We start from the raw sequence: 26297 nt of genomic DNA on the forward strand, positions 1-26297 counted from the left end.
AACAACAACAACAACAACATTCATCTCACCATCAGCCAAGGACGCAGAAGACGGCTGAGAAAGGGCATAACAGGCCAGGTCAGCAATGCGGATAACACAACAACAAGAATGAAGTCCTGTGCCAACCGTGGCAGAAAGCCGATAATCGGGCCGATCAGTTCCAACAACAATATCAACATCGGATAAACCCCGATCACACTCAGGACGATACGCTTCCAGATTGGGGGCAAGCCGGGTTCTGTGTCCTCTGATGTTATCTCCTCCATATGATCAAACCGTATATGGTCGAACCAAAGCCCGACCCCTGATGCGACCACCATATCTGCCGCGCCCCCGGTGATGGTTTCGATTTGCATCAGCACGTTTTTGATCCGCGGGTTTTCGCGCCACTTTTTTGCGGATACTTCATCCACCCATCTGGACAGAACCGTATATTCCATTTGGCGATCCCGATTATAACGAACCGTATCAACCGATAAGAAACCATCCTCGGTTTTAAAAAGCTGATGCAGCTCGTCAACCAGTGCCTCGTAACGATCTTGTTCTGTCAACGGCACATGGTCTGTTACGGCAAGAACGACGGGGTTGTTCGTAACGCAGTTTCCATCGCGATCCTTGGTTTGCCGGGTCATAATACAGCCTCTGGACCAACAGGCACAATGCCCGTGGGGTTCAACTGGCGCAGGCTACCCCAATAGTGGATCTTGATCTGATCCAGCTTCACCGTCTGGGCAACTGATCCCTGTTCATAGATCCGCTTTACCAACGCAGACAGGTTCGGGTAATCAGCAATGCGACGTAAGTTGCATTTGAACAAGGAAAAATACACCGCATCAAAGCGGATCAAGGTTGTGAACAGGCGCAAATCTGCTTCGGTCAATTGGTTCCCGACCAAATACTCTACACCATCAAGCCGCCTTTCAAGCACATCCAAGGCATCGAACAAACCACTTACGGCATCTTCATAGGCTGCTTGTGTTCCCGCAAAACCACAGCGATAAACACCATTGTTGATCTTTTGATAAACAAGATCATTCACATCATCAATTTCGTCCCTCAAGTCATCAGGAACAAAGTTCGTATTATTACCAGCAACACCCACAAAGGCAGAGTTCAACATACGAATGATTTCTGCTGATTCATTACTGACAATGGTGTTGAGTTTTTTGTCCCAAAGTACCGGTACACTGACCCGTCCTGTATAGGTTGGATCAGCCGCTGTATAGATTTCGCGCAAAAAGGATTCACCGCACAAATGATCGGGATATCCGCCCTCAATATTCCCGGTAACATCCCCGGATATATCCCCGACAACATTGGTGAATTCCCAACCGTCATCCTTTAAAATCGGGCTCACAGTTGATACCGAAATAGCACCTTCCAACCCCTTCAGCGAGCGCATAACCAAAGTGCGGTGTGCCCAAGGACAGGCATCACTGACATAGAGGTGATATCGGTCCGCTTCGGGTGTAAATTTTATGTTCTGTTCATTTGTCCCATTTCCATCAGCAGCACTAGTTTCATCACGGCCAACGCTTTCGGGCACAATCCAGTGACGGAACGACGTTTCCTCGCGGCGATACTGACCATCTTCGGATGCCTTGATATCTTCTTCACGGGTCCAGATACCATTGATCAATTTGCCGGGCATATTACCAGTTCCTTATTGTCTATCGTCGATATACTTATCCAAAGCGGGCTATCTAAACCGAAGATGGATAAAAAATGTTCGTGCAATTAAGTCATTTCCAAAAATTTGGCTGTGGGCTTTGATTTAGAATTACGCCTCCCCGAATATCACGATCAACCCACGGTGCCTTTCTTGATAAGAAATATGAACCCAGCATTATTTCAGAACAAGACATCCATTTTAAAACTCATCGTCTCAAAAATAGAACAATATACTTACTTCAATTACTCACTTTTCTAGCCTTCATTTAACAAAATGGCCTGATCCACATAATATTTGACAGCATCTTTATTCAACAATGAAAGCGATAGAACACGCATGGCTTTACCTTTTCCCTGCAAAAGTTCCAGATCATCTTTCATACGTGCCCCCTTTAAGAAACCCAGATCAATACCATGGGACATCGTCCGCATATGACAGATATTGCCCCCGGTATTTTTGGTACTTTGGTTTTTATTTAAAAGAACTGGTGATTTATAGGCATAGGTGGTGATGCGATCCTTTTTAACCTCAATCATGCCAGAAAAAGAAAGCAGGTATTTTCTAGTCGCAAGAAACAAATCTTTATGGGGAGAAATTAAATCGGTATCGTATTGCATTGTGAAGTCCATTTTAAAATTTAAAGAGACCACACCTATAACAACACCCTACTGACAGCCTGGTGTCAGTACTTTTTGATAACTGACAGAAATTTTCCTCTGGAATTTCCAAGGAATTTATCTTGGGCGTTCATCTTGATATTTTCCTTTGGTGCTTTTACTTATTTTCTCAGAATATTAAGATACCAAAGCTCTTGAGAGATCGTCGGAAGAAACTTTGCTCTTAACAGGTGATCTTCCCTGAAATGAAAACCCATCGAAACCAGCCTGATCTGGGGGTGTTAAGGAAAGGTGTAATCCAGTTGTTTCCCAATGCTGTAACTCAAGCAAGCTATAAGGACGCCGCCAAAGCCATTCACGATTAGCAACCGCTGTAAGATCAGGATTTGGTAAAGTCTCATCGTTCCAGCTATAAAAATATAGACAAAACCCTCTGTCCTCTACGGGTTGGATAGACATCAAGCGCATCCCCAGTTTATTTTCGAAATAATCACGCGCCGTAACAAGGTCAGTAACTCGCAGCGTAATATGTGCCAGAATAGCCTGATCAGCTATGGCATGCCCCGATGCTACGGAATTGTGGTCAAGCGCTTGTTCATTCCCCTCAAACCCTTGTTGCAGTAACTCAATATGAAAGCCCTTGGGATCTGTGAGCTTAGTCATATATCCAATATCCCTGAACTGATAGGGATCATTCAGGATAAGGCCTCTACCCCGTAAATAACTGACAGCTTCATCCAGGTTCTTGAGAGTAATACCGATTTTCCAATAAAAGTCTTTTTGCCCAGCTTGATAAGCTGCAACATCAGCTTTTTGAAATACAAGGCAATTTTCAGAAAAATTAAAACTGAAAACAATACAGTCTGCATCTTTGCGAACAATGGTCATCCCTAGCAAGTCAGCGTAAAACTCACAAATATCTGAAAAATCCGGCACTCGAAAATATGTACCTGTTATGTGCGCCATTTAGAAACACCTTTACATAAAAGCAAATGAACCCTTCGTTTTTCTCAATATTACTCCCTGTAAGGCTGCCCACAAAACCAGATATCTATCAAAACCTAATCCTAGGGCTGCCCCTGCTATTTTCAACCTCCTCAGCCCTAAAAGAATTTATCCCTGGGCTTCGAAGTGATCTTCGCGCAACGCCATCGTGCCATCGGCCTGAAGCACCCAAAGTTCACGAGTGATAACCCCATGCGCTTTGTTCATCTTCCAGCCACTGATTAAAAGAACTGATTTTTCATCCTGAACCATGATTTCCGGATTTATATAGTCAACACCGGTAAAGCCATCGTTGATCAGGTTCTGCCAGAAGGATTGGATTTCAGTACGTCCGGCAAAGGCCCCAAAGGGTTTTGCAACCATAACCGCATCGGTTTCGTAACAGGCGGCGCACCCCACGGCATCGCCTGAATTAAAGGCCGTTTTCCACTTTTCACTCGCCTTGATAACCGCTGCTTTTAGATCCGTCGTCATTTTACGACCTCCTCAATTCACCCAAATATCCTTGACCACTTAGATTGTTTTCATCTGATTGGTTTCAGGATCTTTATTGCATGAGAAGGTAAAGACGATAAGATGGCATTAGATAATTTCATAGTTTAGGAAAATTAAACAATGAAGCCCAATATTCATGACATGCTGACCTTTATAGAGGTTGTGGACACACGCTCGTTTACCACGGCATCCAACCGTTTGGGGCGCAGTAAATCCGCGATCAGTCAGACAATTTCCCGTTTAGAAGCAGACATGAATACCCGCTTGCTCCAGCGCAGTACCCGATCATTGACCTTAACAGATGCAGGTGCACGTTTCTATGGCAGCTGCCTTGCTATAAAGAACGCCTACAACGATGCATTGGAAGGAATTTGGGAAGATAAGGGCGACCCACAGGGCACTCTTTCCATTACCGCCCCTCACGCACTTTGTGCCGCTGTTATCACCCCCGCAATCAAGCTTTATCTGAATCGTTACCCCCGAATGTCTGTACGTCTGGTCGCCGAAGACGCATCAATCAAACTGATCGAAGAGCATATCGATCTTGCCGTTCGCGTTGGCAAACTGACGGGACAAACCGCCCGCGTGACCAAGATTGGAACGTTAAGCGAAAGCCTCTACGCACATTCAGATTACATCAAAGCGCAAGGCGGCATTCCAAATAACCTGAAGGCTTTGGAAAAATGGGATCATATTGCCAATGAATGGCAGGGGAACCCTGTAACTTATAGTTTGCCGCAAGGGGTATCTTTTAAAGTTCTACCACGTGCACGTTGTAACAGCCTGCCCGATATCCTCAAACTCACCCAAAGTGGCCTAGGGATTGCCAGATTACCAGACATCACGGCGACCTCAATCGACGCAATTAGTTCTCTAATCAAAGTATCTCCCCTTGGTGTCGCCCCGATCTATGCCTTGCATCAGTTTGACACCAAACCGCCACAACGTGTCCGCGATTTTATCACACTTATCCGCGAACAATTGCGTTCCCCCTCTTCTGTCAGCGATAAGCCAATGAACTAAAAACACGCATTAACAACAAAAGACAGGCTGAATGGATGAAAGAATAAGGTTCTATATCACGCAAACCGAGAATTAATATTGCCTTGCCATTTCTGTTGTCCCGGACCAGCCCAAATGTTCATAGAGAGGGCGCCCCTTGCTGGTTGAGTGAAGAATAGCATAGCGAATACCTCGACGTTGAAATTCAACATCTGCCGCCTTCATTAAATCCGTCGCAACACCTCGCCCACGATAATCAGGTTCGACAAACATATTAAGCACATATCCCCGGCGATCATCCTGCGGATGTGAAGGGTGTGGCGGCCAGTCAATAACCATCAAGCCAATACCACCGATGGCCTCACCTTCGTTTTCAACAATAAATCCAAAATAGCTACGATCTTCCAGACGTGGCCTCAGCCAATCGCGAAAGGGAACATCCATCGCCACGAGTTCCTCTTCACGGGGTTTTCCACTCGCTTGGAACATCTTTTGACGATGTTCACAAATCAGATCCAGATCACGGCTTTCAACTGGCCTTGTTCTTAGCATTCTTTATTCCCTCTCAAAGATCGCTAAAACTCTTTGGATTTATTACACGCATATACATGCCCAAGATCACAGGCTTTCGTATAGAATTCTTTTGCTTTGATCATATTCTTCTCGGTGCCTTCGCCCTCTTCGTACATACGGGCGAGGTCATAACAAGAAGCCTTGTTCTCTCCTGAACATCCCTTTTCGTATAGCATCAAAGCTTCGGGATAATTTTGATCAACGCGCAAGCCCACCCGTTTTAAATATCCCAGATTATGACATCCCTTTGCGTAACCGAGTTTGCAAGCTTGATTATAGTAATGCGTCGCTTTCCCCATATCGCGTTTTATTGTATCGGTTAAACGATACATATCAGCGGCTTCATTACAGGCGTATCCGTAAGATCTTTCACACGAAAACTGAAAGAGATCGATAGCTTTTTCGCCGTTACGGGTTTTTCGATGAGGATAGCGATACATCCTAGCCAGTTGAGAACAGAATACCACGTCACCTTTTTCACAGGATGCTTCGGACAAAGACATCCCTCTATCCCAATACTCGCGGGATAAAGCTGGTTGCTTCGTTACAATTTGGTCTTTCTGATAGACAAAACTTAGGCTTATGCATCCATTGGAAAAACCACCCTCACACGCTTTTTCATAGAGAGCTATCGCTTGCTTATTTTCAGGAGCACCACGCACCCCTGTCTCATAAAATTCACCAAGATTCAAACACCCTGGGTAAAAATTAGCATCACACGCATCATTAAAAAGAGAAACCGCTTTATCGACATTTCTCGGAACGAGTATCCCTTTATTATAATATTCAGCAACACCCGAGCAGCCTCTGGCATTTCCCGCGAAACAGGCTTGATCGAAATAATGAAAAGCTTTTTCCCTACTCGGTGCCACACCTGTTCCATAAATATAAAATGCACCCAAATCAGCACAGGATTGCGCATTCCCATCCTGACATAAAGATTCTAGCTCTTTGGCTTTTTCTTGATAATTAATCTTTACATATTGTTTTAGATAAAAAGGAATTTCGTTCTGCTTTTTATACTGGACTTCTTTAGTTTTCCGACAAGAGGGTGCATAGCCTGATTTGCAAGCTAAATTGAAATAATCCGAACTCTTGTCCTTATCCCGATCAACACCTTTGCCCAAGGAATAAAGAATACCCAGATTATGACAGCCTTCCCCGTTTCCCTGTTCACAGGCTATTTTATAATACAGATAGGCTTTATCATAATCCTGCTCGACCCCTTGCTGAGAATAATATCCATTATAATAACGGTTTCCGAGGGTTAAGCAGCCTTCAGAAAAACTCTTATCACAAGCTCTGTTATATAACGCCGTCGCTTTATCAACGTCTTTTTCAACACCGTAGCCTCTGTCGTAGAGGCTAGCCAAGCGTAAACAGCTCCATTTATACTCGGAAAGACAGGCTTCATTCAGATATATCGCAGCTGTAGCATAGTTCTGTTTCACCCCACTTCCGCTGTAATACATGTCACCAAGGTTATGGCACCCAGGTTTAAAGCCAGCATCACACGAAAGCTCGTATGCCTGAACTGCCTTGAGATAATCTCTATCAAGTCCCTCTGCGTCTCGATACTTATTACCGAGCGTAAAGCAAGACAAAGGAAACGTTGCGTTGCAGTCCAAATCTGACTGTACAGTTTTTGTTGATGATCCAGTTTGTGGTTTTGATGAAACACATCCTGCTGCCAATAAAATCAATAAGCCGACAACTACAAATCGCATTTACGCCCCCCCCCCCCCGCGTTTCGTTACAGGATGAACACTATAATCTGTCGCAGAAAATGAACAAGCATACGTTGTAATATTCTCATCTTCCTAGAACAACTTCCCCCAAGAGAGTGAAACAACCTGACTTCATTTACTTGTGATCCAGCGCGAGGTGACGGCGGTGCTCTTTTCGTGTAATATAGTGCTTAGAAAAGCGGATAGCGGCCCCGTTGGGCGACAGAAACCGCCTTTGCGGAATGTCAGTATTTTAATTTGTGCCTGCCCTTTTGATTGGCGTTTGCCTGTCGCCCAATTGCGAAATTGTATCAAGTTGTCTGTGCTGTTCGCGAACCATTGGTTCAGGAGAAAAGCTTATGCCAAAGACTGCAACGCAATATGATCCCGTCGCCCATCTGGAAAGGGACGCCGTAAAAAGCATTCCCAAAATCAATAAAATTAGCGTCGAAGATCTTATGGATGTTCTTGCCAAGGGGCTGAATGATTTCAAACACAGGCCCAGCCATATTCTGTTGCTGGCTATTATCTATCCCATCATCGGCCTTTTGGCCGCCCGTATGACCGCCGGGTATGACATTATTCCCCTCGCCTTTCCCATCGTGTCCGGCTTTGCGCTGTTGGGGCCGATTGCTGCGTTAGGCCTGTATGAACTCAGCCGTCGTCGGGAAAAGGGGATGAGCTTGGCATGGCGTCACATCTTTAACATATGCCATTCCCCCGCTATCGGGTCTATCAGTGCGCTGGGGATATTGTTGACGGTTATCTTTCTGGTCTGGCTGGTCACCGCGCTTATGCTTTTCAACACGCTTTTTGGCACCACTGAAATCACGTCAATTGGTGTCTTTATTGGTCAGGTCCTGACAACACCCGCGGGATGGAACCTTATCCTTATCGGCTGTAGCGTTGGGTTTGTCTTTGCCGTTGTGGTTCTTGCCATCAGCGTGATTTCCTTCCCCATGTTGCTAGACAAAGACATCAGCGCCGCTTTGGCCGTGCAAACATCGGTCAAAGTTGTCATGACCAACCCGATCCCCATCGCGGTGTGGGGCACCATTGTAGCGGGTTCAATGCTGATCGGGTCGATCCCGTTCTTTGTCGGGTTATGCGTGGTCATGCCTGTGTTGGGGCATTCCACATGGCACCTCTATCGCAAGGTGGTGGCAGAGTAGATTCTTTTGTGTAAGACAGAAATACCTAGGGGAATGCCCCAGACCAATCATTTGGCGGCATCCCCTCAGTCAATTTTCAGCACGAAAAACAGTCCCTATTGGCGAACACACCCCCGAAGATCAGGTGCAGTAAAGAAACCTCCCAGCAGGAATCTTTGTGCTTGAGAGATCTCTTAGTTCTGCGTTAGATTCGCTTTTTTCATCGCCAAAAGACGTGCATAGGTCGCGGCCCAAAGCGCAACCGTGAACGTAAGCATCAGGCCCCATTGAACAAAAGGTACAAAGATTTGAACAAAAAACTTTGACTGGATAGCTAACAAATCAAAGAGGTCGGGAAATTCAGCCAAAAAAGAGAAACAAGCCCAGATGATCGCCCCGAGAACAGCTGCAACAACCAAGTTCAATAAAAACAGCCCCAGAATAGCAAAATAATTGCCCTTACTGAGTTCTAGTGTACGCTTTAAAGCCTTAATAAAATTTGTTTTTTCAATCACGGAAAGCGGTATAAAAACAAAAAGTAAAATACCAAATATATAATTTGGTGCCTGTAGGGCGATGTCCAAAACGATAGAGTATTCGCTTAGAATAGATCCCGGATTATCAGAGTTCAATAAACGATCAACCAAAACATGAGAGGTATACGCATCATAGATATACACTTCAACCGCTGGGTATATCACCTCTGCAATAATCAAAAAGATTAGGAGCGTTGTGTTCAAACGCAAAAATTCTTTGGGAAACCAGTTACCTGTTTCTTTACTATCCGTATTATTTAGTTGTTGGAAGCAACGCCAGGAAACCAACCAATAGAGTGCATAGGTAAGCAACACGGTAATAGCCACATCAGCAAGATAAAGAAAACGTGTTTCCCCGTTTGTAATCCCGGTGATAAAATCAGGAACTACTCCTGTAGGAAAAAAGGTAATCCCCGTCACAAAAACAGCAGCGATTAGGGCAAAGTATAAAAAATTACGTCCCCAAAGACTAAAAGCATCAAGCAACGTATCGAAGACAGGAAGTTTTGCAGGAATGGTCGACGGGATTGCTGTCATTTTGAATTCTCGTTTCTTCTCAAGGTTGATGTTTATACCCACACCACATCAAAACAAACAACTATTAAACCAGAAACTGTTCCCGCACTTTATGCAGACTTTCCATTACCGCGATGCAGAGTTCCGAAATCTCATCGGTGGGGGCCAACATGTCCGGGATCATGATGGTTTGTAATCCTGCCCGATGGGCTGAACGCACGCCATTGTGGGAATCTTCCAGTGCAAGGCAGCTTTGAGGGGATACGCCCAACCCCTTTGTCGCCAAGAGATAGGGTTCAGGGTCGGGCTTTCCACGGGACACATCATCAGACGTCACAATCGTGGAAAAATAAGACCGAACCCCTGCGTGTTCCAAATGGCTCTCTGCCCGTTTTCTACTGGTAGAGGTCGCCACCGCTATGGGCAGATCACGTTCTGCCAAATGTGCCAATAGTTCTTCGACGCCTGTTTTTAATGGCACATGACGCGCAAATGCGATCTCTAGCAATTCGTGCATTTTGCTGTTGAATTCATCAAAGGGAAAATCGGCCCCCATACCCTTGCGAATAATGCCTTCACCCGCCTTCATGGGCAGGCCAACGACAGACTTGTAAAGATCATCACTTAGATGAAAGCCCAATGCTTTGGCCGCATCAACCGAAGACCGCAGATAGATCGCTTCGGAATCAATCAACAGGCCATCCATGTCAAAAACAACAGCCTGTAACTCACTGGCATCAAAAGGCAAAAGGCGCACTCCCGTATTCACACCCCCGCATTGAAGGGCAAAAAAGTATAGAAACAAAGGAATTCAATCGATCCAGATGAACAAGGCAAACAAAAGAAAACGACCGAAGAAGGAAAAGGTGTATCAAAAAAACAAAAACATTATTTACGCGCGGGCAGCTTTCGTAAAGTCATTCCGTATTTATCTTCGTCAGAAAAGCCCAAACTTTCATAAAAACCCTTGGCGCCACCGTCTTTACGACCCTTGCCCGTCAAAAGCATAATTTTATAAGCATTGGCGTCCCATGCCATATCAATGGCCCGTTCCATTACCTGTCGGCCAATTCCCTGCCCGCGATATGCTTGCGATGTAATGACATTTTCAACCAAGGCATAAGGCCGCCCGAGATAGGTCATGTTGGGCAAAACATGCAGCGTAACAATTGCGCAGACGGGGACACAGGTTGGGTCACAGGCTTGCCCCTTTTCCTGTCCCCCCGCTGTTGCGTCGTTACCCTCATCCACGGCGACAATGACCGACGTGCCGGGATGCGCCAGTATCTCTCGCCACCGGACCAACCCTTCGTCGCCGGAAATTCCGGGAACGTCCCCGCCAAACTCGGCATAAAGTTCAACCACGGCGGCAAAATCGGTTTCTCGGGCAAGGCGGATTAACATTTATATTGCACCTATCGCGCTGTGTTCGTCTTTTCTATCAATATCTTACGGCAAATCCCAAGGTACAGTTTTCAAGGTGAGCTGTAAAACAGGTACAGGAATTTTTATTCCGGTATTTTACGCAGACAACATTGATCCCAACGCAGAGGCCGTCATCGTCGGGCTGAATTCGGTAATGGTGTAACGGGCCACGTTATTTTGGTGGAACGGATCTTCATTTATCAGAGTTTCGATTTTTTCTTTGCTATCAGATACCGCCAGAATAACCCCACCCTCACGGGGAACCTTCGCCCCCGATGCAATGAAGGTTTTCTGTGCATAGTACTTTTTTAAAAAGCTTATATGATCATCAATCAAGGGATCAACCGCTTCAAGCGGAACGATATATGTAAGGTCAATCACAAACATCCTTGCGTTTTCTGGCATCCTTGTCTTTTCAGGTTGTAAGTCTTTTGGTTTTAGCGGCATCCTATTCCTCTCTGAAAAAAGACGAGCCCAAAGAAAAGCCAGCTATATTTCCAAGCTGGCCTTCTTTTCAGGGCGTCATTTTACGCCGCCCTAGGCAGCATCAAAAGCTGACAGGACCATGTTTGCACCCGCTTCGCGGGCAACGGTCAGGGCTTGATATTCCGGGGAGAGATAAAAAGCATTCAGCTTTTCCTGATCCGGAAAACGGAACACTGCGGTACTTGGCAGCGGGTCTGTCCCTGTGAGGACCTTATCTGCCCCGCCTTTGAACAACAGCTCACCACCAAACGCGGCAATAATCGGGGCCGCAGCTTTTGAATAGGCTGCCAGTTTAATAGGATCTTTCACCTCGAAATGCGCAACAAAATATGCAGACATGTTGTGGTTCCTTTTTGAACACATGACAAATTTGAATGGGTAAACGCACTGTCACACACATGTACAAAAACCGTAAATAGATAGATTTACATAAAAACTATGCTATATTGCATGGATGGAAAATTGGGATGATCTTCGTATATTTCTGGCCGTTGCCCGCTGTGGATCAATCACAGCCGGGGCAGCACAGCTCGGCCTGGATCAAAGCACCGTATCGCGCAAGCTCCAATCCTTTGAAGACAGGCTGGGCCTGAACCTCTTTATTGGAAGCGCCAAGCGCAACACGCTAAGCCCATCTGGACAACGAATATTTGAGGGTGCCGCCCGACTGGAAAAAGAAGTTGAGGATATCAATCAAAACATCGCCGGACTGAGCGAGCAACAAGGCGGCACAATCCATATCGTCACAACCGATATTCTTTCGAACCATCTGCTGATGTCTGTGACGTCCGGATTTTTGCAAAAATATCCCGATATTAACCTGCGTATTCGCACGCAGGATATGATTGATAAAGATATATCCAACAACCCATTGCTCGGAGACTTGGCCCTCTATGCCACCAACACCCCCAATGAAGATCTCTTTGGTCGCAAGCTGGCAACTGCCACCTTTGCATCCTATGCGTCCCGGGATTATCTCGACAGCTTAAAGGGCGACCATGACAAGATTGTCTGGCTAAACTGGGACGATGGCACCGCGACGCCCACATGGCCCAGACTGGCCCCCGAAATTCCCGATCATATGTGTCGCCTGCGCAGTGATTCCGTCGCCACCTTACTGGAATCTGTACGCTTTGGCATCGGGGCGACCATCCTGCCCTGTTTTATCGGCGAGCAAGATCCCAACCTCATCCGCCTCACCCCCGGCCAAACCGTCAGCCAACGCGACATCTGGTTGCTCATGCACAAAGACCTGCGCCGCGTCCCCCGCATCCGTACCTTTATCGATTTCTTCGTCCAACGAATTAAGGAACGGAAAGGCATTATTGAGAGTGATTGATGATCTTACTTGATTTTTCGCAACACCACTTTAAGTTGATTATTCTGAGATACTCCAATTAAAGGAACAATGAGAATGCCTGAAAGAGCTTGGTTATTTGGCGGCGCAGGACTTTTGTTCCTCGTCTCTCTATCCATGAGACTATTTGGAATACCAAATATTCTAACCCCCTACCCAATGCCTCTTTTCATCGTTATTCTTATGGGCGGAAAATACATCTTTCCCTTTATAACACCCTTGCTCTATATGCTGATTTTAAAGATATTTTCCAATTCCAAGCACTTCTCTAAGGTGGTTGTTTCCCTGATTTTGGCATTTGCATTCCTGAATTTTTACCATTTTCTCAACACGTGGGATCTTGGCGTGAAGTATCGAAGCTATGAGTATGCACAGTTCATCGCCATAGAAAATATTGTTGGATTTCTTATAGCCCTGACAATGGGCATTGCTGGCCATATCAAAAAATCACGCCGTTTGATCTTGGGCGCAAACCTTACCCTCTTTATTTTACTATCCTGGTGCGCCTTCCCCTATCTCGGCGAAATCCTGTAGCAGTCATGAACCTGAACGAGTTTAGAGAGTTATTTTGTCCTCACAAAACGGTAAGAACAACGACCTTGAAAATGCAATTAATCGTTTAAAGCGCGGATTAATCAGTAACCACGACCCAACACAAGCAATGGCCTATAAAGCCATTTATGAAAGTGGTGTTAAATCAATTCCCTTATTACTTAGGGAACTAAAGCTACTGGATCTTGAAAAGTATAATTCTTCGAATACGATACTCGCGGCAGGCTTCTTGACCATTCTGCACGATCTTGATGAAAATCTATCGGAACAGTTTGTAAACAATTCCGTTACCCCCAAAACTGACCCTGTTATCAAACGATCTTTTGATTCAATCCTTAGATTTAAGCGCACCAACTTCACAGAAACAGAGCATCGGGGCGTTCTCATTCTTGAAGACAAAACACTGGACCCACGAAATCACGCAACAGACTTTGTTTTAAAATGGTTGGAGGTAATTCCGGACGAAGATTTAAAAGGGGTTCCCAGAATTTATATTATTCCCCTTAAACCCCAATATGATTTTGCGGGGCAATACCTGCCCTATATTGGAGTTATCAATCTGGTTTGGTTTAAATATGTTGAGAAGCTCAAGTTTCTTAATTTTATAGATCACTTTTTCATACAAAAAACGCTTTATCATGAAATAGGGCACCATTTTCACAAACACAAAGAAGGCGGTCAGGTCCCCTCGCAAGAAGAAGAGGCAGATCGTTATGCATATCAAAAACTACGTATTGCCCGCTCGAAAGTTTCTTGGTTCCTAAGAATGGTTGCAAAAATATTCCGCAGAATGAAAACACACACGGCAAAACAGACACCGACTTAGCTTATTAGCTTTACCTTGATTACATAACATACAACTCACCTAGGCCAACCATCTGAATTTCAAGCCATTTATACAGCATCAAGGTCGATTTTCCGCATATTACAGCTCTAAACCAGTTACCTTCCTCGACGAATTATACATTGGCCCTATACCAGAAAATTTAATGGCCCTATGCCTCGTAAAAATAAATCAATAAGACAAAGAGAATTATTGATAAATCTCCGAGGCAGATTTGCCTCATGAATAAGCCAGAAAACAACCCAGGAAACCACAATGTCATTTTTTCACGGCCTCTCTGCCTTCCCGATAACGCCCACTGATAAGGATGGGCGGGTAAATAGCGATCAACTCTGCCTTTTGCTGGACCGAATTGTAAAAGCCGGGGTCGGTTCCGGGAACGATACTAGAATTGTTTCCGGAGTCAATTCTATTGGACTGTTGGGCAGTACGGGCGGGTATGCCTATCTGACAAGGGCCGAGCGACAACGCACCGTTGCCATGGCTGCCGATTTTATTGATGGTCGTGCCCCCTTGATCGTTGGGATTGGCGCGCTTAGAACAGATGACGTACAGGCATTGGCAAAGGACGCACGCGATGCAGGGGCAGATGCCCTATTGCTGGCCCCGGTTTCTTACACACCCCTGACAGAAGAGGAAGTCTATCAACATTTTGTTGCGGTTGCAGGTACCACAGACCTCCCCATTTCTATTTATAATAACCCGGGCACAACCCATTTCACCTTTTCACTGGATCTTTTAAAGCGTCTTTCGCAGATTGAGACCATTACTGCCGTCAAGATGCCCTTACCGCAAGGTCAGAATATCGAGGCCGATCTGGCACAACTTCGCCAAAATACCGCCGACAAGGATGGCTTTGCTATTGGCTATAGTGGCGATTGGGGTTGCGCGGCGGGTCTTCTTGCCGGGGCCGATACATGGTACAGCGTGGTTGGCGGGCTTTTCCCCTCTCAGGCCCTGAAATTGGCAAAAGCCGCGCAAGCTGGTGATGCACAAGAGGTCCAGCGTATTGATCAATTCTTCCAACCGCTTTGGACGCTCTTTAAAGAATTTGGCGGCATGAGGGTTATGTATGCTGCTGCCAATATCCTGTCGCTCTCTGATGCATCTCCACATTTGCCAATCCTGCCGCTAGGCGCTGCGGATCAAGAACGGGTATTGAAAGCGATTAATGCCCTGAACGAACTGGATTAAAGTCCGTTAGGTCATCAGTCAAAAAACTTTACATAAACATATATAAATCAATATTATGGGCAATATTTTCTCAGGATGGATACATGCCCACCAACGACGATCTACTTGCCAGTATTGATGCACAACGCAAGGAAAACGGGTTCAGAACTTTAGCTGAAACCATGGAGCTTACTGCCCGTGGCAACACAGTGCTGGACCCTTTTTCAACTCTGATTTCAGTGCATGCAAAGGTTGGCACAGGCAACACTTTCTATCCCAATAGCGTTATGCGTTCTGACAAGAACGACGCCATCACCGTTGGTAATGACAATACCTTTTATGCCCAGACCTATCTGGAAGCCAGCGGCGGTACAATCACCATCGGGTCAAACAACCAGTTTGGCCCCGAAGGTGGCGTAACCATCAAAGCGAACTCCCCCGACAGCACAATTCATATCGGCGATTACGGTAGATACCTCGGCGGCGTGACCATCCTTGGCAAGTCAACCCTTGGCAACGGCGCTCAAATTCTTGGCAGTATCACCTTTCAAAACGCATCTTTGGAAGCTGGCGGTTCCTTTACCGAGCAAGACCCGGATCTACGCGCCGCCGTCGCCAAAGGCCGTGGCCTGATCCGCAATCAAGCCATTCAACAGGGATACGTCGCCGTCCTTGGTGAAGCCAGCACCTCTGTTAGTATTCTCCCCCAATCCCATTTCCATCCGAAAGAAAACTGATTGTTCAAGAATAGAAGTACGTCCGGCTAAATCAACGGCATTACAGCTTTATAATTGTGTCGTCCTGTTGATCTACCTGACTTTCACGGCCTTCTTTTTCACATCACGTTTCCCCTTGCCACATCATGTATGAGAATGTTATCCCACGCATATGAAATATCGATGCACAACACTTATTAATCGCTGGTGGCGTTCCTGAACGGAGCGGCACAAGGATATTTCGTATCTATTTTTTGAGCCGCCTCATGGGCGGCTTTTTTATTTCCGGCATCATGGGGCAGCTCTGTTTTTTTCGGAGACAACCATGACACAAAACAAACCAACCATCCTGACTGGTGATAGAACAACCGGGCCATTGCATATCGGGCATTATGCCGGATCACTTAAAAATCGATTACGATTTCAGGATGATCACGAACAATTCTTGCTGTTGGCTGACACCCAGGCCTTAACAGATAACGCAAACAATATCGAAAAGGTACGATCCAATGTGCTCGAAGTCGCATTGGACTATCTGGCGGTCGGGATCGATCCGGCCAAAACAACAATTTGCTTACAATCCCACCTTCCCGCGTTGGCGGAACTGTCGATGCTGTATCTCAACTTTGTCACCGTTGCCCGGCTAGAGAGAAACCCGACAATCAGGGATGAAATCAAAGCCCGCAATTTTGGCCGCGATATCCCCGCAGGCTTTATGTGTTATCCCGCAGCCCAAGCAGCAGACATAACCGCTTTTAAGGCTACGGTGGTGCCAGTTGGCGAAGATCAGGCCCCCCTGATTGAACAAACCAATGAAATTATCCGGAAAATCAACGCGACGGCCAATGCATCTGTTTTACCGGACGTAAAAGCCATCATCCCCAAAACGGGTCGGTTGCCCGGTATTAACGGGAAAGCAAAGATGAGTAAGTCTCTGGGTAATGCCATTGCGCTTTCCGCGTCTGCTGATGAAATAAAAGCGGCGGTAATGCAAATGTATACGGACCCCAACCACCTAAGAGTTGAGGATTCAGGACAGATCGAAGGCAACGTGGTTTTCACCTATCTGGATGCTTTTGATGAAGACACCACAGCAATTGCAGAGCTAAAACACCACTATCAACAAGGTGGGTTGGGTGATATGGCACTGAAAAACAGGCTGAATGATATCCTTCAGGAGTTGATTGCACCGATCAGAGAACGTCGGGAAAAGCTTTCCCAAGATCCCGGTTATGTTCTGAATGTTATCCGAGAAGGAACCGCAAAGTCCCGTGACCTGACACAGAACACCTATCGGGATGTTGCCTCTTCTCTGGGGCTTTTTATGCTATCCTGAAAAAGGATCTTTGCCTTATATAAGAGGCAATATATATGAAGGGCAACAGAACCCAAAAGCAAAAACTGATGAACATAATCGCCGTCGCTATGAAGATGTTTAGGATTTTTCCGTATGCAGCATTATAAAATAACAGCGATTATTTCATCAGTTTTTAAGATCCGCTCAGCGATCTTTTTGAAATCAGAGACAATATTTTCGTCTCCCAGATGTAAAGCCAATAAATAGCGAGCTTTAGATTCTCACCACAAATAATACTTGTAATGAGAATTAATTGCATGTACCTCCAATTAACAAATGATAATGATTATCACTTACTTTTATGTTGGCAGATAGGTAATGAAAGCAGATTACCTGTTTATTTACCAAGTTTGCATAGGCGCGCACAGCAGGAGAATATGATGAAGTTAAGACATCTTGCCTTTCAAACACTGATCGGATTTGCCATGGCGATCTCTCCGTCTCTAGCAGAAGAGATTACTGTCTCGGATGTCGCAGGACGGGAAGTAACTGTTAATGGCCCCGTGAATAAAGTTATCCTTGGTGAAGGTCGCCAGATTTATCTTGTCGGAGCACTGGACAATGATGATCCGTTCAAACGGGTCGTCGGTTGGCGAAAAGACTTCTCTCAAGCCGACCCAGATAACTATGCGACCTATCTGGAGAAATTCCCGCATATGGCGGACATCCCTACTTTCGGTGGCTTCAAGGACAGCTCTTTTGATGTAGAGCAGGCAGTTGCCCTCAATCCTGATGTGTTGCTGATGAATATTGAATCCAAGCAAGCGACAGAAGATGCAAAATATATTGAGAAGCTGGCTGCGGTCGGCATACCAGTTGTCTATGTGGATTTTCGTGAGCATCCCTTCAAGAATACTGAAACCAGCATGCGCATCATCGGCGAATTGTTTGGCGAAGAGAAAAAAGCTGAAGCCTTTATCACCTATCGCAAAGAGCAAATTGCCCGCGTGACCGACGTTATCGCCGCTGCCAACCCTGCTCGACCGACGGTTTTTGTCGATAGAGCCGGCGGATATTCCGATGATTGCTGCATGAGTTTTGGTGATGAAAATTTTGGAAAATTCGTCGAAATGGCCGGGGGACGCAATATCGCCAAAGATATCATCCCAGGTACTTTTGGGACGCTTAATCCAGAGAAAATAATTGCCGCCAATCCCAATCATGTCATTGTCACAGGTGGTAACTGGGATGCCTATGTTCCCGGCGGTAACTGGGTTGGGGTTGGTCCGGGATCGGACCCTCAAGAAGCATTACGTAAGTTGGAAGGGTTAACGCACCGCACCGCAATGACGGGCATCCCGGCAGTTCAGGACCGCCAATTCCACGCGATCTGGCATCAGTTCTACAATAGCCCCTATCAGTTCGTCGCCATTCAACAGATGGCCAAATGGCTGCATCCCGATCTGTTCGCCGATCTGGACCCAGAAGCGACTTTCGCGGACCTGCATGAAAAATTCCTGCCCGTCGATTATGTACCAGGCTATTGGGTGTCCCTTACAGATGGCGACAAATGACAACCGATACTACCGTTCCACCAAGAAACTCAGGGCGCGGTAGCTACCGCGTCCTGGTTCAGCGCCGACAACTTACCTTGCTAGGTCTGGGGCTCGCTCTTCTTGGCAGTATCTGTGTTGATCTGGCTTTGGGGCCATCCAACTATCCGTTGGATCAGGTAATCATGGCACTTGTTGCTCCGGATTCAGTATCTTTGCAAGTCCGGGTGGTCTTGTGGGAAATCCGCATGCCAATCGCACTGATGGCGGTCATCGTTGGCGCGGCCCTATCGGTGGCAGGTGCCCAGATGCAAACAATTTTGAACAATCCTCTGGCCAGCCCCTTTACCTTGGGAATTTCGGCGGGTGCAAGTTTCGGGGCTGCTTTAGCACTTGCTTTCGGTGTTATGTTCATCCCCGCAGCCATTGAATATGTCGTACCTTTAAACGCGTTTATTATGGCGATGCTCGCTGCTCTTCTTATCCATGTAATCAGTATGCAGCGTGGGGTCACGGTTCAGACCATTGTTCTTTTAGGCATCGCGCTTGTCTTTTCTTTTAATGCACTGGTTGCACTTGTTCAGTTTTTCGCAACACAACAGGCGCTTTCAGCTGTTGTCTTCTGGACTATGGGCAGCCTGACCAAAGCAACCTGGCCAAAGTTCTGGATTGCATTCACTGTTCTCCTGATCATCATTCCCATGTTTGTACGACGTGCATGGGCCTTGAGCGCCATGCGATTGGGTGACGCAAAGGCGGAAAGCTTTGGTGTCAAAATTGCCCGACTTCGGCTTGAAACCATGATACTGGTCAGTGTTTTGGCCGCCATCCCTGTATCCTTTGTCGGGACGATCGGCTTCGTCGGTCTGGTCGGGCCGCATATCGCGCGTATGGTGATCGGTGAAGATCAACGTTTCTTCCTGCCAGCCGCGGCCCTTTCCGGCGCGTTGATCTTGTCCGCCAGTTCTGTCGTTTCAAAAATGCTTATCCCGGGCACGGTTATCCCTATCGGCATTGTCACGTCACTGGTGGGCATTCCGTTTTTCATCTTTCTTATCCTCAACAGTCAGAGGCGTGCATGGTAGCTATTCATCTGGATAACATTGGGGCGAGCTATGGCCGAAACCTGATTTTAGAAGGCATCACCACGCCCCAATTCAACGCTGGTGAAGTTGTTGCCCTTATCGGACCAAACGCTGCGGGAAAATCAACTTTGTTCCGGCGCATCGCGGGGCTGGTTTCCGGACCAGGATCCATCGTTCTAGAGGGCGGCGCCGACCAGTCGATCTGTTACATGCCTCAAGATAACAGCGGCACCACAATCATGAGTGTTTATGAAGCGGTTTTGTTGGCCCGTAAACAGGGAAGTCCGCTTCGGGTTTCCCCCCAGGATCTACAGATTGTGGACGAGACTATTGAGGCCCTCGCCATCAGTTCTATCAGCGATCGTAATATGGCAGACCTCAGCGGCGGGCAACGTCAACTCGTTGGTATCGCCCAGGTATTGGTCCGTGAACCACGGATACTTCTGATGGATGAACCAACCTCGGCCCTGGATCTCCACCGTCAGATAGAGGTACTTGCGCTTGTTCGACGGTTGGCCTTTGAGCGCCAGATGATTATCTTCACCGCTGTGCACGATCTCAACCACGTATTACGTTTCGCCGATAAAGTGATGGTGATCTGTGATAGGGGACTGCATGCCTGTGGCCCTGTTGAAGACGTTATTACACCGGCCTTACTGAAAACAGTTTACCGGATTGAAGCGCGGATCGAGGCCTGTTCAAAGGGATTGCGTCATATCATCGTTGATGATGTAGCTCAGGAGCAGAGCTTTTCAAAATCGGCTTGAGCCAAAACCACTCTTCTAATTTTGGGATTAAACAACAAACACAAACAAAATTGATCAGAATAATCACCAGTACGATTATGGATAGTAGGAATTTTTAATCCGCGGCCGATCAAACAACAGCGATTGTTTCGTCCGTTTTCAGAACTCGTTCCGTTATGCTTTTAAAATTCATAATGTTAACGGGCTTCTTAATAAAGGCGCGGCACCCACTATGATAGGCATCCGCAATAACATCCCTATCCGTAGCCGCACTGACAACAATTATAGGCAACGAAGTTTTGTTCAATTTATTTTTAATATGTCGAATGGCTTCTAGCCCGTTCATCTGGGGCAAATTAATATCCATAAAAACCAGATCAAAGTCTTCCTTGTCGATAAGGTCCAACCCTTCTTCTGCGGTTTCCACAGACGTTAAATCCTCGCCCCACAGCTGTTCTACAAAAAGGCGTAAAACACGGGTGTTCATCGGCTTATCTTCTACGTACAGGAACTTCATGCAACCTCCGGTATCATCATAACAATACCATACTACATTACTAGGTTAAACAATCATAAATTTACAGATAACGTTCCAAAACCTCTACAGTTTCCAGTAAACTTATAGGCTTTGCAAGCATTTCACTGAACTTTTGTTTCTTAATTTTACTAATGGTCAGCTTGGAAACGTCAGCCGTAATTGCAACGACGGGCGGTAAATCCCGGTATAATCTCTCCAAACATTTCATGGCGTCAATACCGCTCATCCCCGGTAAATTAATATCCATAAAAACCATGTCACAGGGATGGGCCTGAATATATTCAAGCCCCAATTCAGCAGATGGACAACTATCAAATATAATATCCGGATACACTTTTTGTGCGATCTGCCTCAACAGGGCAATATTCGACGGGTTATCTTCTATATAAAGAATGCGGCCATTCATCTTTTTACCCGCCGCACCTATCACACTTTCTATTTCCTGACTTGTGACTTCCATCTCGTTATTAATGTTTCCTGCGGGTAGATCTATCCAAAACTGACTGCCGTCGGGAGAACTCGAAAAGCCAATATCCCCTTGCATCATCCGTACAATTTTCTGAGTAATTGCCAGTCCAACGCCACTACCTTCAATCGCGGAGTTTTCCAACCCTAGACGATCAAAGGGAATGAATAGCTTTTCGTGCTGTCTTTGGGGTATTCCATAGCCAGTATCTGTCACCTTTATACGAACAAAGTCGTTATCTAGCTTTTCAAAGGAAATGGTAACAGACCCGTCTTCGCGGTTGTATTTAATACCATTGGAAATTAGGTTGATCAAACTCTGCCGAACACGTCCCCTGTCAGCATGAATAAAGGTCTTCCCCTTATTTTTCGGTTTGAAAGCGACCTTGATATTATTAGATGTCGCCGCAAATTTCGTAAGGTCAATGCATTCGTCAACAATTTCATTAACGTCAATATCTTCCAACGAAACAGCAATAATGCCTGCCTCTATCTTTGACAAATCAAGAACATCATCAATCAAATTTAACAAATGATCCCCACTTTTGAGGATATGTTGAACCGCTTCTTGATATAGCTCGTAATTAATTTCGCTTCGATCCGAAACCTGTAATAGCTGGGCAAACCCCAGTATCGTGTTCATAGGGGTTCGTAATTCGTGGCTCATAGAAGAAAGAAAGTGAGACTTGGCCATATTGGCTCTCTCAGCTTCTTCTTTCGCCCGCAAGATATCATTTTCCGCGCGAACCTTTTCGGTCAGATCCCTTAGAATACCCACAAAACAAACTTGCTCCCCCACCATCAGCTCACTGACAGCGAGATACATCGATATTTCCTGCCCGGCCTTTGTGCGGCCTTCGACAATGCGTCCGATCCCGATAATTTTATTCGGCCCGCCCCCCATAAAGTTGGACAGATACTGATCGTGCTCAGAACTGTATCGATTGGGCATTAAAATTTTGACGTTTTTACCAACCAGCTCTTCTTCGGTATATCCAAAAATTTTAAGAGTAGCCGGGTTGACCATTTGGATAATGCCCAAATGATTTATCACAATCATACCATCAACAACGGTTTGCCAAATCGACTGGAACAAAGCTGATCCACTTTTGGCATCTGACAAGACAATATCATTCATTATCAACGTCCAGTTGTTTTTTTAAAAAAACCTCATCTTAACGTTACGCGTCATAGCTTAAGGATGTATTACTTCGATATAAATACTTCGTAGTCAGAACAATATTATCTGGTGACAGGTCACGCCTGGTAGCCTGAAATAATTATTATGCTGAATTAACAATCAGTAAGATTGTACTTTCACTGTGAACTATTCGGGATTATTTTGGGGCACACCAAAACCATCAAAGGATTATAGCGCCCAGATCAGTGTTTATTTTCTAAAAATAGATACGCTGAATACTATCGAAACAATCGAGTTTAACCACGACAGACTTAAAGATGCAGATGAAAAATCAGGCATTACGAGCAGCTTTTTATTGTAAAATGCTGCTCGCTTTTATCCTATCTTACGACGCCCTGATCTGGTTCATAAACTCATCAACCTGACGCGTTAGCACGGCCGCATCATCTTGCAGGGTTTGTGCAGCTGTCAGAACGGATTGGGAAACACTACCCGCTTCTTCTATATTACTGTTAACCTCGGTAATACTTCTGGTCACCTCACTGGTACCCGCTGCAGCTTCTTGAACATTACGCGAGATTTCCTGCGTCGCAGCACCCTGTTCTTCCATAGCAGAAGCAATTACAGTCGATATTTCACTAATTTGAGAAATCGTGTTCCCAATGCCACCAATGGCCTCGACCGACGCATCGGTCTCTTCCTGAATACCGGAAATCTGGCTTGTGATTTCCTCTGTAGCCTTGGCGGTTTGATTTGCCAAAGATTTAACCTCGGAAGCAACCACAGCAAAACCTTTACCGGCATCACCTGCTCGCGCGGCCTCAATCGTTGCATTCAAAGCAAGTAAATTAGTCTGCTCTGCGATATCACTGATCAGCTTGATTACATCACCAATCTTCAAGGCAGCATCCGACAGACCTTGCACCTTTGTGTTCGCACGATCTGCCTCTTGCACTGCCTCTTGCGATACTGCAACAGCACGTGTGATCTGTGCATTGATCTCTCCAATAGAGGCTGACAACTCTTCTGTTGCACTGGCAACAGTTGCAACATTAGCCGATGCTTCTTCGGTTGCAGATGACACAACGGCTGTCTGTCTTGACACATTATCTGTCACCGCGGACATGCTCTGCGCAGAAGTCAAAAGATGATCCGATGAACTGGATACATTACCAACAACGCCCTGAACCTGTACCTCAAACTGATTGGCAATCCCCAAAAGAGTATCTCGGCGTTCTTGTTCTGCCTGTCGATCTTTTTCAACTTGTTCGGATTGTAGATCGCGAACCTGGATTAGCTTATGGCGGAAATGTTCCAGCGCTTTTGCAAGAACACCAATTTCATCACTCCGCTGCTGATCCTTAATTTCGACATTGGTCTCATCTCTCGACAGAACCTCAACGACTTCAGTAATATTTTTTAATGGTCTGCTCATCAAAACTGTAATCAGAACGGTAATTATCAGCGCCATGAGCAAGGTTAAAACGATTGCTGCAATAATCATATTATTACGCACGCTCGTTGCACCAGCCTGTACCTTATCCAGAGGCATAATGGCGGCAATTGACCAAGGCGTTTTTGAATGCCCAACCGTCAAAGGCACCAGAACATAGAGGGCATCTTTACCCAGTTCGTTCGAATATCCGATCCAGCTGGCATTCTCTCCTTTAGCAACCAGGCCTTTGTAATCCTGTAATTGTGGTGAGATTTCTTCTATCGCTTTACCGATTTGATCTCTATCTGGATAAGCAGCCCAAACGCCATTATTGGTGATAAGAGTAACAATACCCTCGTCGTAAGGGCGAATTTCGGCAATCTTGTCCTGCACTTCTTGTAAATTAAAATCAACACCAACAGTACCGATAAACTTGCCATCCAAAATAATCGGAGCCACGACAGAGGTAGAAAGAAAAGCTTCCGTACCTTCATCTTTTACAAGCTCCATCGCATAAGGTTCTGTAATCACCTCTGTCATAGCTTTTCGAGCACCGTCGTACCAGTCTGCCGTTTCACCTTTGTCTATATTCAACCCGCGGACACCAAGATCCGTAGCGTTCTTTAAAAACCAGAGATCAATAAAACGTCCGCTTGGGTTACTTTCCGGTGTATTCGCAAAATCTGCATCCTTACCATCCAGCGCATTTGGTTCCCATCCACTCCAAACTGCCGCAAAGTCGGGGTTATTAAGTGCGACACCTTTAAGTGCTTCTCGGTAAACTTCCCGATCCGTAATTCCCGCCCGGTGATAAGCTAAGAATGTTTCAGCCATAGTACGCGATGCTGTCATTGCCACATCAATATCAGCCTTCACTTGGCTACCGATATTCCCCGCGAGTTCCTGACCGTGTTTTTCAGCAACATCAAGGATTGCATCCTGACTTTCCTTAACGACAAAGGCGGTCGTAGCCGTTAACCCAATCGCAAGGGTAATAACGACAGATGTAAGAATCTTACCTGTGAGACTAAAAGATTTGTTCAAAATTCCGGGCATAATGTGATCACATAAGTAATTGAAAGTAAGCAAGCGTAATAAGCTCCTTACCAATTCTCGATCACAAAGTATTAATTTGCCTTTAACAGCATATTACAAAACAGTTAAACATGTAGGACCACATAATAATATAAATTCCTAGCTTTGATTAATTGAAAGCGCTAAGAAGTCCAAACACCCGGCATCTATAGCCGGGCATTACTTTATAACAATGTCAGAATAACGGTGTCAGAATTGATATAATTACGGAAAAAAATATCCTGTTTTCTCATCACGAAAAGACATTCAGCAAAAATAAAGCAATTATGAAATTGACGAATATATTTTGAACTTATCTTTTTGCAGGGCTTTGTGGTTGTCTTTCAAGCAAATAAAAGCCTCGCAATTAAAAGAAAGCCACAAAACCCGACAAAAGAAGCAAAGGCAGAACGTGCTTACCCCCTTGATAATTTTTAACGTTCCTCTTGCCGTGACAGCTACCTTTGCCACATAACGATCTTTCCTTACCCCGACACCCGCAATTGCGACGTATACCACTACGCTGTAAAAGCAGAACGCGACCCCCACACTTCTCTATCGCAATCGTTCTGATTTACTTACGCCACAGTTGTTAAAACTGCGGATAATGTCATGCTGATCAGGTAGAGCACCTAATCTATATGGTTTCACGTTGGCAAGATCCCCCAATGGAAGTGCCTTTGACAGTTTGAAACCAGACGAAACACAAGCGATTGAATACCACACACCAGAGCAACCACACGCTTTGAATAATCGGTTCGAGCCCAAAACACACTAAGACTGTTCCCATGACGCAACCACACTAGCGTCGAATTATTCAAAAAAGCCCCAGACAATCATGTCAACAACCATGTCCAGTCTCTACCCGCACCCCACTCCATATAACGAAGATCAGATCGTTCCTGTACCACACAAAAACCCAGGTCATATATCTGATCAGGTTTGCAATTGAACCAGTACCTTTTCAGTACTGTGCAAACTCTTATTTTATGGAGCCACCCCTGACTACGTGGAGGGCGAATGTAGGAAAATTACGTTGAATTGGTTAAAGAGATATTAACGCAGCCCCTATTCTACTTAAAGGCTAAAGAATATTATATACAATCAGGGAATTCC

26 protein-coding genes are annotated in these 26297 nt (G+C 45.7%); 11 read left to right on the plus strand and 15 right to left on the minus strand.

Annotated features, from left to right (window positions below; translation table 11 throughout):
• Window positions 1-20: 20 nt before the first annotated feature.
• The 5 genes from ACN0W5_RS13610 to ACN0W5_RS13630 all read right to left on the minus strand — a co-directional run bounded on the left by ACN0W5_RS13610 (window position 21) and on the right by ACN0W5_RS13630 (window position 3768).
• Window positions 21-632: an antibiotic biosynthesis monooxygenase gene (locus tag ACN0W5_RS13610; protein ID WP_417454637.1), complete on the minus strand. Its 612-nt coding sequence runs from the start codon at window positions 630-632 to the stop codon at window positions 21-23.
• Entirely contained in the window at window positions 629-1651 is a 1023-nt protein-coding gene (locus ACN0W5_RS13615) for a glutathione S-transferase family protein (protein ID WP_417454638.1), read from the minus strand. The genes ACN0W5_RS13610 and ACN0W5_RS13615 overlap by 4 nt, the downstream gene beginning before the upstream one ends.
• Window positions 1652-1926: 275 nt before the next feature.
• Complete coding sequence (locus ACN0W5_RS13620; RefSeq protein WP_417454639.1) at window positions 1927-2289, minus strand: hypothetical protein; 363 nt, start codon at window positions 2287-2289, stop codon at window positions 1927-1929.
• Between the two features lie 177 nt (window positions 2290-2466).
• Window positions 2467-3255 carry a VOC family protein gene (locus tag ACN0W5_RS13625; protein WP_417454640.1) on the minus strand — a complete coding sequence of 263 codons (789 nt, stop codon included), beginning with the start codon at window positions 3253-3255 and terminating at the stop codon, window positions 2467-2469.
• 147 nt (window positions 3256-3402) lie between these two features.
• Complete coding sequence (locus ACN0W5_RS13630) at window positions 3403-3768, minus strand: YybH family protein (protein WP_417454641.1); 366 nt, start codon at window positions 3766-3768, stop codon at window positions 3403-3405.
• A 141-nt stretch (window positions 3769-3909) separates the two neighbouring features.
• Here ACN0W5_RS13630 and ACN0W5_RS13635 point away from each other — a divergent pair, with 141 nt between their 5' ends.
• A complete protein-coding gene (locus tag ACN0W5_RS13635; RefSeq protein WP_417454642.1) occupies window positions 3910-4812 on the plus strand; it encodes a LysR family transcriptional regulator in 903 nt (300 codons plus the stop codon).
• 72 nt (window positions 4813-4884) lie between these two features.
• Here the strand turns inward: ACN0W5_RS13635 and ACN0W5_RS13640 are convergent, their stop codons facing one another.
• The gene (locus ACN0W5_RS13640; protein WP_417454643.1) at window positions 4885-5343 is read right to left on the minus strand and encodes a GNAT family N-acetyltransferase; all 459 of its coding nucleotides are present in this window, start codon (window positions 5341-5343) and stop codon (window positions 4885-4887) included.
• A 23-nt stretch (window positions 5344-5366) separates the two neighbouring features.
• Window positions 5367-7091: a tetratricopeptide repeat protein gene (locus ACN0W5_RS13645; RefSeq protein ID WP_417454644.1), complete on the minus strand. Its 1725-nt coding sequence runs from the start codon at window positions 7089-7091 to the stop codon at window positions 5367-5369.
• Window positions 7092-7450: 359 nt separating this feature from the next.
• Here ACN0W5_RS13645 and ACN0W5_RS13650 point away from each other — a divergent pair, with 359 nt between their 5' ends.
• Window positions 7451-8263: a DUF2189 domain-containing protein gene (locus tag ACN0W5_RS13650; RefSeq protein WP_417454645.1), complete on the plus strand. Its 813-nt coding sequence runs from the start codon at window positions 7451-7453 to the stop codon at window positions 8261-8263.
• 173 nt (window positions 8264-8436) lie between these two features.
• Here ACN0W5_RS13650 and ACN0W5_RS13655 read toward each other — a convergent pair whose 3' ends face one another.
• The 5 genes from ACN0W5_RS13655 to ACN0W5_RS13675 form a co-directional block, all read right to left on the minus strand.
• Window positions 8437-9315, minus strand: coding sequence for a hypothetical protein (locus tag ACN0W5_RS13655; RefSeq protein ID WP_417454646.1), 879 nt, complete (start codon window positions 9313-9315; stop codon window positions 8437-8439).
• 64 nt (window positions 9316-9379) lie between these two features.
• Entirely contained in the window at window positions 9380-10042 is a 663-nt protein-coding gene (locus ACN0W5_RS13660) for an HAD family hydrolase (RefSeq protein WP_417454647.1), read from the minus strand.
• Between the two features lie 140 nt (window positions 10043-10182).
• Entirely contained in the window at window positions 10183-10698 is a 516-nt protein-coding gene (locus ACN0W5_RS13665) for a GNAT family N-acetyltransferase (protein ID WP_417454648.1), read from the minus strand.
• A gap of 117 nt (window positions 10699-10815) precedes the next feature.
• The gene (locus ACN0W5_RS13670) at window positions 10816-11166 is read right to left on the minus strand and encodes a YciI family protein (RefSeq protein WP_417454649.1); all 351 of its coding nucleotides are present in this window, start codon (window positions 11164-11166) and stop codon (window positions 10816-10818) included.
• Between the two features lie 90 nt (window positions 11167-11256).
• Window positions 11257-11544, minus strand: a complete 288-nt coding sequence (locus ACN0W5_RS13675; RefSeq protein WP_417454650.1) for a DUF1330 domain-containing protein — start codon at window positions 11542-11544, stop codon at window positions 11257-11259.
• A gap of 115 nt (window positions 11545-11659) precedes the next feature.
• On the opposite strand from ACN0W5_RS13675, the gene ACN0W5_RS13680 reads away from it, so the two are divergent.
• The 9 genes from ACN0W5_RS13680 to ACN0W5_RS13720 all read left to right on the plus strand — a co-directional run bounded on the left by ACN0W5_RS13680 (window position 11660) and on the right by ACN0W5_RS13720 (window position 20549).
• Window positions 11660-12544 carry a LysR family transcriptional regulator gene (locus ACN0W5_RS13680; RefSeq protein ID WP_417454651.1) on the plus strand — a complete coding sequence of 295 codons (885 nt, stop codon included), beginning with the start codon at window positions 11660-11662 and terminating at the stop codon, window positions 12542-12544.
• A gap of 75 nt (window positions 12545-12619) precedes the next feature.
• Window positions 12620-13096, plus strand: a complete 477-nt coding sequence (locus tag ACN0W5_RS13685; protein WP_417454652.1) for a hypothetical protein — start codon at window positions 12620-12622, stop codon at window positions 13094-13096.
• Between the two features lie 34 nt (window positions 13097-13130).
• Window positions 13131-13940, plus strand: coding sequence for a hypothetical protein (locus tag ACN0W5_RS13690; RefSeq protein ID WP_417454653.1), 810 nt, complete (start codon window positions 13131-13133; stop codon window positions 13938-13940).
• Window positions 13941-14213: 273 nt separating this feature from the next.
• Window positions 14214-15152 (plus strand): dihydrodipicolinate synthase family protein, encoded by a 939-nt coding sequence (locus tag ACN0W5_RS13695; protein WP_417454654.1) that lies wholly within the window; start codon window positions 14214-14216, stop codon window positions 15150-15152.
• 83 nt (window positions 15153-15235) lie between these two features.
• A complete protein-coding gene (locus ACN0W5_RS13700; RefSeq protein WP_417454655.1) occupies window positions 15236-15868 on the plus strand; it encodes a hypothetical protein in 633 nt (210 codons plus the stop codon).
• A 304-nt stretch (window positions 15869-16172) separates the two neighbouring features.
• Entirely contained in the window at window positions 16173-17183 is a 1011-nt protein-coding gene (gene trpS / locus ACN0W5_RS13705) for a tryptophan--tRNA ligase (protein ID WP_417454656.1), read from the plus strand.
• Window positions 17184-17584: 401 nt separating this feature from the next.
• Window positions 17585-18718, plus strand: coding sequence for an ABC transporter substrate-binding protein (locus ACN0W5_RS13710; RefSeq protein WP_417454657.1), 1134 nt, complete (start codon window positions 17585-17587; stop codon window positions 18716-18718).
• Window positions 18715-19782 (plus strand): FecCD family ABC transporter permease, encoded by a 1068-nt coding sequence (locus tag ACN0W5_RS13715; protein WP_417454658.1) that lies wholly within the window; start codon window positions 18715-18717, stop codon window positions 19780-19782. The genes ACN0W5_RS13710 and ACN0W5_RS13715 overlap by 4 nt, the downstream gene beginning before the upstream one ends.
• The gene (locus ACN0W5_RS13720; RefSeq protein ID WP_417454659.1) at window positions 19776-20549 is read left to right on the plus strand and encodes an ABC transporter ATP-binding protein; all 774 of its coding nucleotides are present in this window, start codon (window positions 19776-19778) and stop codon (window positions 20547-20549) included. The genes ACN0W5_RS13715 and ACN0W5_RS13720 overlap by 7 nt, the downstream gene beginning before the upstream one ends.
• Before the next feature lie 109 nt (window positions 20550-20658).
• Here the strand turns inward: ACN0W5_RS13720 and ACN0W5_RS13725 are convergent, their stop codons facing one another.
• From ACN0W5_RS13725 to ACN0W5_RS13735, 3 genes are all read right to left on the minus strand, one after another.
• The gene (locus ACN0W5_RS13725; protein ID WP_417454660.1) at window positions 20659-21045 is read right to left on the minus strand and encodes a response regulator; all 387 of its coding nucleotides are present in this window, start codon (window positions 21043-21045) and stop codon (window positions 20659-20661) included.
• Between the two features lie 61 nt (window positions 21046-21106).
• Window positions 21107-22669, minus strand: a complete 1563-nt coding sequence (locus ACN0W5_RS13730) for a PAS domain S-box protein (protein ID WP_417454661.1) — start codon at window positions 22667-22669, stop codon at window positions 21107-21109.
• A gap of 388 nt (window positions 22670-23057) precedes the next feature.
• Entirely contained in the window at window positions 23058-25163 is a 2106-nt protein-coding gene (locus ACN0W5_RS13735; protein WP_417454662.1) for a methyl-accepting chemotaxis protein, read from the minus strand.
• Window positions 25164-26297 lie beyond the last annotated feature (1134 nt).

Source organism: Kiloniella sp. (assembly GCF_048270245.1).
In the GTDB taxonomy this organism is placed as follows: Bacteria; Pseudomonadota; Alphaproteobacteria; order Kiloniellales; family Kiloniellaceae; genus Kiloniella.